This is a genomic window from Pantoea sp. MT58, from assembly GCF_014495885.1.
Taxonomy (GTDB): Bacteria; Pseudomonadota; Gammaproteobacteria; order Enterobacterales; family Enterobacteriaceae; genus Pantoea; species Pantoea eucalypti.
The window spans coordinates 325528-339024 of sequence record NZ_CP061084.1 but is presented as its reverse complement, the minus strand read 5'-3'; the positions used below and the strand labels follow the sequence as shown (position 1 = coordinate 339024).

9 protein-coding genes are annotated in these 13497 nt (G+C 54.2%); 3 read left to right on the top strand and 6 right to left on the bottom strand.

Annotation, left to right across the window (positions count from 1 at the left end):
• Positions 1-57: 57 nt before the first annotated feature.
• The 4 genes from IAI47_RS20465 to IAI47_RS20450 all read right to left on the bottom strand — a co-directional run bounded on the left by IAI47_RS20465 (position 58) and on the right by IAI47_RS20450 (position 4665).
• Positions 58-1068: a Gfo/Idh/MocA family protein gene (locus tag IAI47_RS20465; protein ID WP_008924715.1), complete on the bottom strand. Its 1011-nt coding sequence runs from the start codon at positions 1066-1068 to the stop codon at positions 58-60.
• A 10-nt stretch (positions 1069-1078) separates the two neighbouring features.
• Complete coding sequence (locus IAI47_RS20460; protein ID WP_008924714.1) at positions 1079-1906, bottom strand: TIM barrel protein; 828 nt, start codon at positions 1904-1906, stop codon at positions 1079-1081.
• Between the two features lie 94 nt (positions 1907-2000).
• Positions 2001-3443 carry a sugar porter family MFS transporter gene (locus tag IAI47_RS20455; protein WP_008924713.1) on the bottom strand — a complete coding sequence of 481 codons (1443 nt, stop codon included), beginning with the start codon at positions 3441-3443 and terminating at the stop codon, positions 2001-2003.
• 319 nt (positions 3444-3762) lie between these two features.
• A complete protein-coding gene (locus IAI47_RS20450; protein ID WP_008924712.1) occupies positions 3763-4665 on the bottom strand; it encodes a LysR family transcriptional regulator in 903 nt (300 codons plus the stop codon).
• Between the two features lie 100 nt (positions 4666-4765).
• On the opposite strand from IAI47_RS20450, the gene IAI47_RS20445 reads away from it, so the two are divergent.
• Together IAI47_RS20445 and IAI47_RS20440 are read left to right on the top strand one after the other, a co-directional pair.
• A complete protein-coding gene (locus IAI47_RS20445) occupies positions 4766-5833 on the top strand; it encodes an SDR family oxidoreductase (protein WP_008924711.1) in 1068 nt (355 codons plus the stop codon).
• 86 nt (positions 5834-5919) lie between these two features.
• Positions 5920-6576 carry an SDR family oxidoreductase gene (locus IAI47_RS20440; RefSeq protein ID WP_008924710.1) on the top strand — a complete coding sequence of 219 codons (657 nt, stop codon included), beginning with the start codon at positions 5920-5922 and terminating at the stop codon, positions 6574-6576.
• Between the two features lie 225 nt (positions 6577-6801).
• On the opposite strand, the gene fumA is transcribed toward IAI47_RS20440, so the two are convergent.
• Together fumA and IAI47_RS20430 are read right to left on the bottom strand one after the other, a co-directional pair.
• A complete protein-coding gene (gene fumA, locus IAI47_RS20435; RefSeq protein WP_008924709.1) occupies positions 6802-8448 on the bottom strand; it encodes a class I fumarate hydratase FumA in 1647 nt (548 codons plus the stop codon).
• A 156-nt stretch (positions 8449-8604) separates the two neighbouring features.
• Positions 8605-10113: a DASS family sodium-coupled anion symporter gene (locus IAI47_RS20430; protein ID WP_003851475.1), complete on the bottom strand. Its 1509-nt coding sequence runs from the start codon at positions 10111-10113 to the stop codon at positions 8605-8607.
• Positions 10114-10702: 589 nt separating this feature from the next.
• Here IAI47_RS20430 and IAI47_RS20425 point away from each other — a divergent pair.
• A complete protein-coding gene (locus IAI47_RS20425) occupies positions 10703-13483 on the top strand; it encodes a flavocytochrome c (RefSeq protein ID WP_003851474.1) in 2781 nt (926 codons plus the stop codon).
• Positions 13484-13497: the final 14 nt, after the last annotated feature.

Sequence of the window (13497 nt, the reverse complement as noted above, 5' to 3'; positions counted from 1 at the left end):
TGCGCTGACTATGGGAAAAGATGAACGCACGGCGGACTCCGCCATGCGTTGTTTTTATCAGCGATAAAACGCCGGTTTAACCGACATCTTAACCGGCACAATCTCGCCAGAGGTTTGTGCCGCGACACAGGCATCGGCCGCGACTGCCGCCGCGTAACCATCCCACGCCGAGGGCCCCGTCATCTCACCGCTGATGACGTTGTTGATAAACGCCTGTAGCTCCACGTCATAGGCATCGATAAAGCGTTTTTTCCAGTCGGTCAAAATGGTAGTCGAGAGTTTTGCCGCGCTGCGTGTCTGCACAGAAACGGGCTCCGGCAGGCGGGCAACGCCGCGTTCACCCACCACTTCACACTGAATGTCGTAGCCATATTCACAGTTCACAAAGATTTCGACATCAATACGCGCGCCTTTGGCTGTCTCCAGCAGCACGATTTGTGGATCGCGCAGATGTGACGATGCCTTGCGGGTTTTGCGTGGGAAGATCACCTGTACGCTGGCGTAGTCATCATTCAGCAGCCAGCGGAGCACATCGAGTTCGTGGATAAGCGTATCGGTGATTGCCATGTCGGTGGTGTAACTGTCACCCACTTCCGGATTACGGTGTGCGCAATGCAGCATCAGCGGTTCACCAATCTTACCGCTGTCGATGACCGCTTTTAGCGCACGGTAGCCGCTATCATAAGGGCGCATAAAGCCGACCTGCACCAGCTGCCGTCCCGCCTGAATCTCCGCTTCAACAATATTCATACAGCCCTGAGCGGTGACAGCCAGCGGTTTTTCGCAGAACACCGCTTTGCCCGCTTCGATACAGGCCAGCACAAAGGCTTCATGTGTCGGCCCCCAGGAGGTGACCAGCACCGCATTCACCAGCGGATCGTTAATGAGATCCAACGCATTGTCATAAATGCGTGCTTCCGGCGTCAGCTCATTCACAATTTGCTGGCAGTTGTCGCGGTTGATGTCGTTGAGCGCCACCACGCGCGCATTCTGTAACACTGTGCTGCAACGACGGATATGTTCGCGGCCGATTGCGCCGGTGCCGATAACACCAATGTTAATTGTCATGATGATTCCCTTAAGCTGAGTGATTTAACAAACGAATGCTGTCGCGTATTTCGCGGGTGATGTCCGCTTCCTGCCAGCTGTTCATTACCGACGAGAAAGGTTCAAAAGCGTAAAGGCCGCTGTAGCCCATCTTCTCCAGCCGCTCAACCTGTTGCTTACTGTGCAGGCGGTCGTCCGCGCTGAGCATGATGCGCTCTTCGTCGGTGAGCTGGCTGACCGGGCGCGGGTCAGTGACGCCGGAGAGGTGAACCAGCCCGATCTGACCGATATCGATCTCCTGTTCAAAGGTCTTTTCCGCATCCTCAAACAGATGATGATGGAAGGTATCGATCAGTAATCTGAACGGCACGCCTGCTTCATGAATCAGTGTCTGCGCCTGAGTTGCCGAACGTAGTGAGCTCTGAGGAAAGCCCAGCGGTTCTACCAGTCCCTGAATACCTGCGTCGGCGAACAGCGGTGCCAGGGTTTTCAGTGCAGCGACGGTATCGGCTGCGCTGATGGGCGTACCGTCATTGAGCGGACAGAGCACCAGCGATTCCGCGCCAACTGCCTGTGCATCGCTTAATAACTGGCGGGCGCGCTGTAGTACCTCTTCATTCAGCTGGTTAAACGGATAGAGCGCATTGATGGTGACAATACGAATACCTGACTCACGCGCCAGGGCCCTGACGTCGTCACCGCTGAGATCGTCGGTAACGCGTCCGCTGGGCATATCATTACGCAGCTCGACATTATGAATACCCAGCTGGCTGACGAGGTTAAAAAATTGCGGAAGGGTGAGGCTGGGCGCTATTTTACGGTTGATGCAAAAGCGCGCGTTGGGAATATTCAGGCTCATAACAATTTCCTTGAACGTAGGGTGTCGGTGTTAATAGCAATCGGGTCGTCAGCGTCATGACGCGGGCCGTTATTTTTTTACTGCGCAGCAGGCACTATTTTTTGACGTTATAAAGCGCATAGAAATAGTGCTCAACCTGCTCAAGACTTCTTCCCCGGGTCTCGGGAATAAACTTCACAACAAAAAAAGAACCGCCGATGCCGATGGCCGCGAATATGAAGAAGGCACCAGCCAGACCAAATGCGGCTAATAACAGCGGGAAGGCCATAGAGATGGCAAAATTAGCGATCCACAGTGAGAAGACCGCGCCGCCCATACAGATGCCGCGCATCCTGGCGGGGAAAATTTCTGACAGCAGTAACCAGGTCACCGGTGATAACGCGCCCTGCTGAAAGCACAGAAACATCAGCATGCCCGCCAGCACCAGATACGCCCGCAGCAGATTGACGGTGCCATTGAGGTATTCCGGCATCAGCCAGCAGACCAGCCCGATAAAGAAAAGGCAGCAGGTGCAGCCCATCTGGCCAATTAACACCAGCGGGCGACGGCCCACTTTGCCGATTAACCAGATACCGACCAGCGTCATCACCACCGAAATCACGCCATTGGCGATGGTGGCAAACAGCGCCGCATCATTGCTCAGTCCGGCAGCGGTCAGCATGGTCGGCGCGTAGTACATGATGGTATTGACGCCGGTCAGCTGCTGAATGGCGGCGATGCCCACGCCCAGCAGGAAAATTTTCATCAGCCAGGGCGTCGCAAGATCGCGCAGGCGGCCTTTGCCACGCTGGCGGTTCTCTTCGATGGTTTCCTCAATCTCCTCCAGTTCCCACTCAACATCTTCAGCGGCGCGGGTTTTTTCCAGCACCTCACGGGCGGCCTGACTGCGGCCTTTCATTACGTGCCAGCGTGGGGTTTCTGGCATAAATATCATGCCGATCCAGAGCAGAACGGCGGGCACAATCGATAACGCCAGCATCCAGCGCCAGGTGTTTTCACCGCCCCAGATGTCGTTAAATGTGGCGTTTGAGATGTAAGCCAGCAACTGACCGCTGACGATCATCAGCTCCTGCAGGGTAACCAACTGGCCGCGTTTGTTAGCGGGTGCGATTTCCGCGATGTAGACCGGCACGGTGGCTGCCGCGCCGCCCACGGCAAACCCCAGGAACAGACGCGAGGCGATCATCCAGGTGACGTCCGGTGCCAGGGCTGATCCCACCGCACCCAGAGCAAAAATCAGCGCCAGTGCGATGATAATGCGTCGTCTGCCCAGGCCATCTGCCAGATGGCCGGCCGCCAGTGCGCCGAAGGCCGCGCCAAACAGCAGGGAGCTGGTCACCAGTCCCGTTGTAAACGGTGTGAGATGCAGATCGCCACGCATAAATAGCAGCGCACCCGAGACCACACCGGTGTCATAACCAAATAGCAACCCACCTAAAGTAGCAACCAACGCAATAATCTTCACAAAAGGCTCGGTGCGGGTGGCGCTATTGGGACCGGAGGCCGGGTTCGACGAAATATAAAGTTCTTTTTCCATGAATACTCCTGGTCATTACGGCAAAGACAAAACGTCAGAACATGAAGAAGCCATCACCCTACTGATATTTTTATTTCGGGTTAAATTATATTTGAAACTTAGTTTTCATTATGTGAGCTCAACCCTTTCGCCTTTTTTATTTTGATTGGATTCCATCAGAGCGTAATAAAAATCGTTAGATTAAAGAGGGTTAATATTCACGTTAATAAAAAAGCGATGTTTTTGTCAGGGCGAAATGGGAATAATTTCGGGAAAGCAGAGTGTGACGAATCAGGGTCAGGATGAAATATCCTGACCAGAAGAAAGGGAAATGTTGAGGTTAGCGGATGGTGAGTGCATTTAATGCGGATAACAGCGCGTCTACTTTTGGCAGAAACTGTTTACGCCGTGGCCATACCACGCTTAGCGTCAGCCCGTCAGGTTGTAACTGCGGCAGGATAATCTCCAGTTCGCCGGCTGCCACGGCGCGCTGAATCAGCCATGAAGGCATCTGGGCCACACCCAGTCCGGCGATGACCGCCTGCAGTTGCGCATCAACGTCGCCCACTGCCAGCCTGAACGGCACCTCGCGCCAGTGTGGCTGACCATCTTCTGTGGTGAACAGCCAGGGTTTGGTCGAGCCATCCACGCGCTCATAAAGGATGGCGGGATGATTCAGCAGCGCCGCCTCATTCTCCGGACGACCTTCACGGTCCAGATAAGCAGGAGAGGCACAGAACTGCATCTGCTCGCGGCCCATATTGCGCCATCCCAGGGACGCAGGGAGGTCAGGCGCACCGCCGATCCGTACTGCCACATCCACGCCTTCCTCAAACAGGTCCACAAAGCGATCGGACAAACTCAGGCTCAGCGCCAGTTCCGGGTGCTGCTGGCAAAATGGCATCAAGAGCGGCATGACGTTGAGACGGCCATAGGTCGTGGGCACCGCCAGACGCAGACGACCGGACGGAATGATGCGCTGCGCCGCCAGCACTGCCTCGGCTTCGGCCAGATCCTCCAGGATGCGCAGGCAGGTCTGATAATAGGCGCTGCCCGCGTCGGTGAGGTGCAGGCTTCGCGTGGTGCGTTCCAGCAGCCGCGAGCCCAGTCGCGTCTCCAGGCGGCTGACGCTTTTACTGACTGCCGAACCGGTCACATGCAGCCGCTCAGCCGCGGCGGTAAAGCTGCCGCACTCGACGCTGGCAACAAACGGCAGAATATCTTTGAGGCGATGATCGTGCATTGATTGATGAACTCAGGTTAAGAATGCTGTGAATAAATGCCAGAGATAAGAACTGAATTCTCTATTAGGCTTAGAATTACGCAAAACGAGGAGAAATCAAATGAAAAAGCACGCTTTGATTGTTGGCATCAGCGGTGTCATTGGTCGCGCACTAGCAGAGAAATTACAAACAGAAGGCTGGCAGGTTACCGGTCTTTCACGCGGACGCGGTGCGGTTCCTGAAGGCGCAGCCAGTCTGACAGCCGATCTGACCGACGCTGACGCCGTTCGTGACGCACTGAAAGAGGTAAAACCGGATGCGCTTTTCTTCAGCGTCTGGGCGCGTCAGGAAAATGAGAAAGAGAACATCCGCGTTAATGGCGGCATGGTGCGCAATGTGATTGAAGCACTCGGCGATCGCCTGAAGGGTTCACACGTGGCACTGGTCACCGGACTGAAGCATTATCTGGGTCCGTTTGAAGCTTACGGCAAAGGGGCGGTGCCGGTGACGCCGTTCCGCGAAGAGCAGGGTCGTCAGCCAGTCGATAACTTCTATTACGCGCAGGAAGATGAAGTGTTCGCGGGCGCTGAGAAGTATGACTATCGCTGGAGCGTTCACCGTCCGCATACCATCATCGGTCATGCCGTAGGTAACGCGATGAATATGGGGCAGACGCTGGCGGTTTACGCGACGTTGTGCAAAGAGAAGGGCTGGCCCTTTATCTTCCCAGGCTCGCCTGAGCAGTGGAGCGGTATTGTGGATATGACCGATGCGGGCCTGCTGGCTGAGCAGCTGCACTGGGCTGCCACTTCACCAAATGGCGCAAATGAGGATTTCAATGCCGTAAACGGCGACGTCTTCCGCTGGAACTGGATGTGGCCAAAACTGGCAGACTATTTCGGTATTGAAGCTGCGGAGTACCCGGCGCAGATGATGCCGCTGGAAAATCGTATGCAGGAAGCCGCCAGTGCATGGCAGGCGATTGCAGAGCAGAATCAGTTGCGTGAGGCAGATGTGACTAAGCTGGCTTCATGGTGGCACACCGATGCAGACCTGGGCCGCCCGATGGAAGCTTTTACTGATATGAGTAAGAGCCGCAAAGCGGGCTTTACCGGCTATCGCAGCACGCTCGACTCTTTTACTCAGCTGTTTGATAAGCTGAAAGCGGAAAAAGTGATTCCGGAATAACCCAGCAGGCGCCGCATCAGGCGCCTGTTTCGTTTCTGGCAGAGACTATACTCAGGCACTGAATCAGTGAATGGAGGAACAGATCGATGACAACATGTTTCATTATCGGGGCGGCGGGCAAGGTTGGCCAAAAGCTGACGCGTCAGCTGAGCAGCAGAAACCATGCGGTCACGGCGCTGCACCGTAAACCGGAACAGGCTGAAACTCTTCAGGCCGCAGGCGCGAAGCCTGTTGCGGGTGATATTCAGCAACTCAGCGTGACGGCACTGTCCGGTTTAATGACGGGTCACGAAGTGGTTGTTTTCACCGCGGGTGCCGGCGGTGCTGGGATCGAGTTGACCAATGCTATTGATGGTGAAGGGTTGAAGCTGGCGGTAGCCGCAGCAGAGCAGGCGGGTGTCTCGCGCTTCCTGCTGGTCTCGGCGTTTCCGGATGCAGGCCGTGGTAAAACGCCATCAGAGGGTTTTGAGAATTACATGCGGGTGAAACGTCTGGCGGATGCCGTGCTGGTGGCGAGCAAGCTGGAGTGGGTGATCCTGCGGCCGGGTACGCTGACCGATGAAGCCGGGACAGGGCGGGTGCATGCTGATCTCGCTATTCCGTATGGGGAAATCCCGCGTGAAGATGTGGCGGCGACGCTGGTCGGGTTGATTGAGAATCCGGCGATTAAATATCAGATAATTGAACTCACCCAGGGTGATGTGCAGATTGATGTGGCGTTGCAGCGGTTGCAGCGGGCATAGAAAGATAGGGTTGTTGCTGGGTCGAGCCTGCTCAGGGAACGCGGTCAGATCGGAAAGACGCAAAAGCCGTCATCCATGACACCCTCTGTCCGCACCGTCCCTGGTAAGGGATGCTTTCCTCCTCTGACCGTGCTCCCTGCGCAGACTCTCTGACAGCCAATAGCCCTTACTTTTATCAACAAAAAAGCCCCGAATCCGGGGCTTTTTGCTTAGCTGACGCAGGTATTACTTCACGCATTTAGCGCAGTGCGCGCGCTCAATGTGCTGGAAGAAGTCATTACCTTTGTCATCGACCAGAATAAAGGCAGGGAAATTCTCCACCTCGATTTTCCAGATCGCTTCCATTCCCAGCTCAGGATACTCCACGCATTCCAGACTCTTGATGCTCTGCTGCGCCAGCACCGCGGCCGGACCACCGATGCTGCCCAGGTAAAAGCCGCCATGTTTATGGCAGGCATCCGTCACCTGCTTACTGCGGTTACCTTTTGCCAGCATGATTTTGCTGCCGCCGTGGGCTTGCAGCAAGTCCACATAGGAATCCATGCGTCCGGCTGTCGTCGGTCCGAGTGAACCGGACGCGTAACCTTCAGGCGTTTTAGCCGGACCGGCGTAATAGACCGGGTGATCTTTGATGTACTGCGGCAATCCTTCGCCATTATCGATGCGCTCTTTGAGTTTGGCATGTGCGATATCACGCGCCACGATAATGGTGCCGGTCAGTGAAAGGCGGGTAGAAACCGGATACGCGGAGAGCTGGGCCAGAATCTCTTCCATTGGACGGTTAAGATTCACCTGCAACACTTCACCTTCGCCCTGCTGACGCAGCGCTTCCGGAATCAGACGGCCTGGATTTGATTCCAGCTTCTCAATCCAGATACCTTCGCGGTTAATCTTCGCTTTGATATTGCGGTCAGCCGAGCAGGAAACGCCCATGCCGATCGGGCAGGACGCGCCGTGACGCGGCAGACGCACCACGCGGATGTCGTGGGCGAAGTACTTGCCACCAAACTGCGCGCCAAGGCCAAGGTCCTGCGCTGCTTTCAGCAGTTCCTGCTCGAGTTGCACATCACGAAATGCCTGACCATGCTCGTTGCCTTCGGTCGGTAAGCCATCGTAGTAGTGCGTTGAGGCGAGCTTCACGGTTTTCAGCGTGCTCTCTGCCGAGGTGCCGCCGATAACAAACGCGATATGGTATGGCGGGCAGGCAGCGGTGCCGAGGGTACGCATTTTGTCCACCAGGTAATTTTTCAGTTTGCCTGGGCTCAGCAGCGCTTTGGTTTCCTGATAGAGATAAGTTTTGTTGGCGGAGCCGCCGCCTTTAGCGATACAGAGGAACTTGTACTCATCGCCATCAACGCTGTAGAGGTCGATCTGCGCAGGAAGGTTAGTGCCGGTATTCACCTCTTTATACATATCCAGCGCGGCATTCTGTGAATAGCGCAGGTTATCTTCAATATAAGTGTTGTAGATACCCAGTGACAGCGCGGCTTCATCGCCACCGCCGGTCCAGACGCGCTGGCCCTTTTTGCCCATGATGATCGCGGTGCCGGTATCCTGACAGGTAGGCAGCACGCCTTTGGCAGCAATTTCAGAGTTTCTTAAAAACTGCAGAGCCACATATTTGTCATTGTCGCTGGCATCCGGGTCATCAAGGATGGAGGCAACCTGCTGCTGGTGGGCCGGACGCAGCATGAAAGAAGCGTCGTGGAAGGCCTGCTGACTCAGCAGCGTCAGTGCCTGCGGGTCAACTTTCAGGATCTCCTGACCCTCAAACTCGGCGACGGAGACATGCTCGCGACTCAGCAAATAGTATTCAGTATCTTCGTGGGACAGCGGAAAAGGGTTCTGATAGACAAAAGGTTTGTTCGACATTTTTTCTCACTTAATGACCGGCTGAACCTCCGCGTGCAGGCTGCGGGGCACAACATCATAGGCGAATTAATCGTTTATTATGCTTCCTCACCGTGGGTGCGGTGAGGAAGTGCTGGAATGGTATCTTATAACGCGTTGATCTGCATGTTGTATCCGTCAGAACATCCACACCATCCACGGATAAGCAATCAGCATCATCGAACCTAAGAAGATGGCACCGAAGATAGTACCCAGACGCCAGTAATCTTTGGTAGGCAGATAGCCGCTACCGTAGTAAATCGGACTTGGGCCAGTGCCGTATGGCGTGATGATGCCCATCACACCCAGAGAGGTACACAGCATCAGGCAGAAGACGGGCATATTGATGCCTGGGATTGATGCTGCGATGGTCAGCATGGCCGGTAACAGCGCGGTAGTGTGCGCGGTGGTGCTGGCAAAGAGGTAGTGCAGCAGGAAGAAGGCGATCAACAGCACCACGGCTGAAACCTGCGGGTCATAACCCTGCAGTAGCATGCCACCCTCTTTACCTAACCAGGTGATGAAACCGACACGGGCCAGGCCATCCGCCAGCGCAACCAGGGTCGCGAACCAGGCAAAGGTGTTCCAGGCCGGTTTATTACTGGTGATGTCGTTCCAGTTCAGGACGCCGGTCCACAGCATCAGCACGACAACCAGTAACGCCGCCATCGCAGGCTCAATCCACGAGGTGGCGAAAATCCACATCAGCAGGGCACAGACCACAAACACGAGCAGCAGGATTTCGTTGCGGGTCAGTCGGCCCAGTTTTTCCAGTTCAGCGATAGCCCATTTTGGTACTTCATCGTTGATTTTGACTTCAGGTGGGTAGAACCAGTAAGCCAGCAGCGGCATGGTCAGAATCAGCAGCAAGCCCAGTGGCAGGAAGGCCAGGAACCACATGCCCCATGAAATATCAAAACCAATGATGCTTTTCACCAGCGCCAGCGCCAGCAGGTTAGGAGCCAGTGCAGAGAGGAACATTGAGCTGGTGATACAGGCTGCGGTAATCGCGACCCACATCAGGTAAGAGCCGATTTTACGGGCGCTCGGGTCATTAGGCTTAGAACCATACAGCGGCGGCAGGTTAGCAATAATCGGGTAAATCGTTCCGCCACTGCGCGCGGTGTTTGACGGTGTAAAGGGTGCGAGTAACAGGTCAGCAAAGGTAATGGCATAACCCAGCGTCAGGCTCCGGCGACCCAGATATTTCACCAGAATCAGCGCAAGGCGACGCCCGAACTGCGTTTTGTCATAACCTGCGGCGAACATAAAGGCACCGAAGATGAGCCAGACTGTAGAGTTACCAAAACCGCTGACCGCCCACTTAAAGGACTCACTAGCGACCTTAAATTTCGGGTTAGCCAGTTCAGCCGGGCTGAAGAGCAGAAACTGGCTGAACAGCGCGATGACCACCACGCCAGTCAGACCGATCACGGCACCTGGCAGAGGCTCAAAAATCAACCCGACAATCACGCCCACGAAAATGGCGAAAAAGTGCCAGGCGTAGGGTTCGAGTCCGGCTGGGGTGGGAACAAGCAACAGCAGTACGGCAACGATTACCGGCAGCGCCAGCATGATAGCTTTCTTTTTACCCGCCGCCACAGGATCGGCTTTTGGGGGTTCAGTAACAGCTGAGAGTGTTTTCATAGTGTTTTATCTGCAAGTTAATAAGAATGCGATTTGCGCCCCGGACCTTCACTGATGACTTTCTTTTATATTCTTAATAGTGTGAATAAACCGCGATGCACTGATTTTTTTAATCTGCTGCTGTGATAATTAGCAGCGCTTTTAAATCCATGTAAATATAATGCGATTTCCAGAAATAAGAATTTTGATCCAGATCAAAGAAATTAATCCATTATTCCCGTTTTTTAACATTTATTATTAATTTATTTTTACGGCGACAAGGATTTGACGACTCTGTGAAGCTGATCAACAACAAAATGACTCTGTAAAGCAAGTGTTTTTTAAATAATGATATGATTTTAATCGACTTTTTTGTTGTGTAAATGAATGGTTGATTTTTGGTAACTGATAGTTAACAATTAATATAACTTCGTTTTACTCTCCCGGCAAATAAAAAATAAAAATCGTTTAAAAGTTATAAAAGTAAAGTTATCGCTTAAGTAAGCAAAGAAAAGAGTATATTAACGTTATGACATCGGACCACTTAATTAAGCGATAATTTGCGTCCGCTAAAAATTTCCAGACTTTTTAAATTTTGGAGTTTATCGCAATGAAATCTCTCACTCCCCTTCTTAATCCACTTACCCTGCCCAATGGCGCTGTTTTAAAAAACCGGCTGGTCATGGCTCCGATGACCACCTGTACCGGTTTTTACGACGGCACGGTCACCAGCGAGCTGGTCGAGTACTATCGCGCCCGCGCGGGTAGCATCGGTACGGTGATTGTAGAGTGCTGTTTTATTGATAACCGTGGCCCGGCATTTCCGGGTGCCATTGCTATCGATAGCGACAATAAAATTCCCGGACTCAAACGTATTGCGGACGCAATTAAATCTGAAGGCTCAACCGCCATTCTGCAGATCTATCACGGCGGCCGTATGGTTGAGCCAGAACTGATTGGCGGAAAAACACCGGTTGCGCCCAGCGCCATCGCGGCGCCTCGTGAAGGGGCAACGCAGCCTCTCGCGCTGAGCGCTGAAGAGGTCGATACCATGATCACCAAATTTGGTGACGCAGTGAACCGCGCCATCAAGGCCGGTTTCGACGGTGTCGAAATTCATGGTGCCAACACTTACCTGATTCAGCAGTTCTATTCACCCAACTCTAACCAGCGCGATGACAAGTGGGGCGGCAGCCGCGATAACCGCGCGCGTTTCCCGCTGGAAGTGCTGGAAATCACCCATAAGATGGCGGAGCGCTTCGCGCATAACTCGTTCATTATCGGCTATCGCTTCTCGCCGGAAGAGATCGAAGTCCCCGGCATCCGTTTTGATGACACGCTTTATCTGCTGGAAAAACTGGCCGCGCGTGGACTCGATTACGTTCACTTCTCTGTCGGCCAGCTGCTGCGTCCGTCGATTGTCGATACTCAGGACCCGACGCCGCTGATTGAGAAATTCGTCGCGATGCGCTCACCTGAGCTGGCAAAAGTGCCGGTAATCGGTGTCGGCGGCGTGGTGAACAAAGCGGATGCGGAGCTGGCGCTGGAGAAGGGTTACGATCTGGTCGCGATTGGTAAAGCCTGTATCGCCTATCCGAACTGGACCGATCGCATCATCAACAATGAACACCTTGAGCTCTACATCGACAGCAACAAACGCGAAGAGCTGCAGATCCCTGAACCGCTGTGGCGCTTCTCGCTGGTCGATGCGATGATCCGCGACACCAGCGAATCAGGCCGTAAATACAAAGCGGGCGTTTATCAGGAAAAAGTTGAAGCCGAAGCGCTGAAGCTGAAAATCAACGTCACGCTGGATACCGACCGTATCACCGACATCTCGCTGGTGCCGGATGACACGCTGGATGTGGACTTCACCACCACCTTTGAAAGCCTGCGTAGCCGCATTCTGGTGGCGAACAGCCCACACGTTGATGCGATTACCGGTGCAACCACTCAGAGTGAGGCGCTTAAAAAAGCGGTTTCACGCGCGATGACCACCTCCAGTAAGGAACACGTGATCGAGGAAGGCGGTAACCCTAACGCACCACAGAATTACGATGTGGTGATTGTGGGTAGCGGCGGTGCCGGTCTGGCGGCGGCGATTCAGGCGCACGATGAAGGCGCACGCGTGGTGATCATCGAGAAGATGCCGACCATTGGCGGCAACACAATTAAAGCGTCAGTAGGCATGAACGCCGCTGAAACCCGCTTCCAGAAACTCAAAGGCATTGAAGACAGCAAAGAGTTGTTCTATGAAGAGACGCTGAAAGGCGGTCAGTTCAAAAACAATCCGGTGCTGTTGCGTGAGTTTGTTGACCTGGCACCTGAAGCAATTGAGTGGCTGGCGGATAAAGGCATTGAGCTTAACGACATCACTATTACCGGCGGGATGAGCATCGACCGTACGCACCGTCCGGCTGACCGCTCAGCGGTGGGTGGGTTCCTGATTAGCGGCCTGGTAAAAAATATCAACAGCCGCAACATTGAAGTCCTGCTGGAAACCTCCGTCGCCGAGATCCTCTATGAGAATGGGGCAGTCGCGGGCGTGAAAGTGGTTGATGAGTACAACGACAGCCGTATTCTGAACGCCAAAAGCGTGATTGTGGCGACCGGTGGATTCAGTGCGAACCGTGAGCTGGTGGTGAAATACCGTCCTGAACTTGATGGCTTCGTGACGACCAATCATAAAGGCGCCACCGGCAGCGGTATTGCGATGCTGGAAAAAATTGGTGCCGGCACCGTGGATATGGGCGAAATCCAGATTCACCCAACGGTTGAGCAGACCACCTCTTATCTGGTCTCCGAATCCATTCGCGGCGGGGGTGCCATCCTGGTCAGCCAAGCGGGCGAGCGTTTCTACAACGAAATGGAAACCCGCGACAAAGTCTCCGCTCAGATTATCGCGCTGCCAGAAAAGAGTGCCTGGATTGTATTTGACGAGCAGGTGCGCATGAACAACAAAGCGGCTGATGAATACATCGCCAAAGGCTTTGTCATCAGTGCGCCAACCGTGGCGGAACTGGCGGTGAAACTCAACATGAGTGAGCATCACACCCTGGAAGCAACGCTGGCCCGTTACAACAACTTCGTCATTATGCAGAAGGATGAAGACTTTGGTCGTCAGACCGCGCTGCGTCATCCGCTGAGTGAAGCGCCGTTCTACGCGATTCGTGTTGCTCCGGGCGTCCACCACACCATGGGCGGCGTCACTATCGACACCACTACAGCGGTGCTGGACAGCCAGAAGCAGGTGATCAACGGTGCCTGGGCGTGTGGTGAAGTGGTTGGCGGCATCCACGGCGCGAACCGTATCGGCGGTAACGCCGTGGCAGATATCATCATCTTCGGTATTCTGGCGGGTGGTAACGCCGCCGCTTACGCCCGACGTTAACGGCAGTCTCCGGC

What these genes read in the sequence shown, in the direction of transcription:
- IAI47_RS20430 (WP_003851475.1), bottom strand. Translation starts at nt 10,113, where the DNA reads ATGAAAACACTCTCAGCTGTTACTGAACCCCCAAAAGCCGATCCTGTG.
- IAI47_RS20455 (WP_008924713.1), bottom strand. Translation starts at nt 3,443, where the DNA reads ATGGAAAAAGAACTTTATATTTCGTCGAACCCGGCCTCCGGTCCCAAT.
- IAI47_RS20450 (WP_008924712.1), bottom strand. Translation starts at nt 4,665, where the DNA reads ATGCACGATCATCGCCTCAAAGATATTCTGCCGTTTGTTGCCAGCGTC.
- IAI47_RS20460 (WP_008924714.1), bottom strand. Translation starts at nt 1,906, where the DNA reads ATGAGCCTGAATATTCCCAACGCGCGCTTTTGCATCAACCGTAAAATA.
- IAI47_RS20425 (WP_003851474.1), top strand. Translation starts at nt 10,703, where the DNA reads ATGAAATCTCTCACTCCCCTTCTTAATCCACTTACCCTGCCCAATGGC.
- IAI47_RS20440 (WP_008924710.1), top strand. Translation starts at nt 5,920, where the DNA reads ATGACAACATGTTTCATTATCGGGGCGGCGGGCAAGGTTGGCCAAAAG.
- IAI47_RS20445 (WP_008924711.1), top strand. Translation starts at nt 4,766, where the DNA reads ATGAAAAAGCACGCTTTGATTGTTGGCATCAGCGGTGTCATTGGTCGC.
- fumA (WP_008924709.1), bottom strand. Translation starts at nt 8,448, where the DNA reads ATGTCGAACAAACCTTTTGTCTATCAGAACCCTTTTCCGCTGTCCCAC.
- IAI47_RS20465 (WP_008924715.1), bottom strand. Translation starts at nt 1,068, where the DNA reads ATGACAATTAACATTGGTGTTATCGGCACCGGCGCAATCGGCCGCGAA.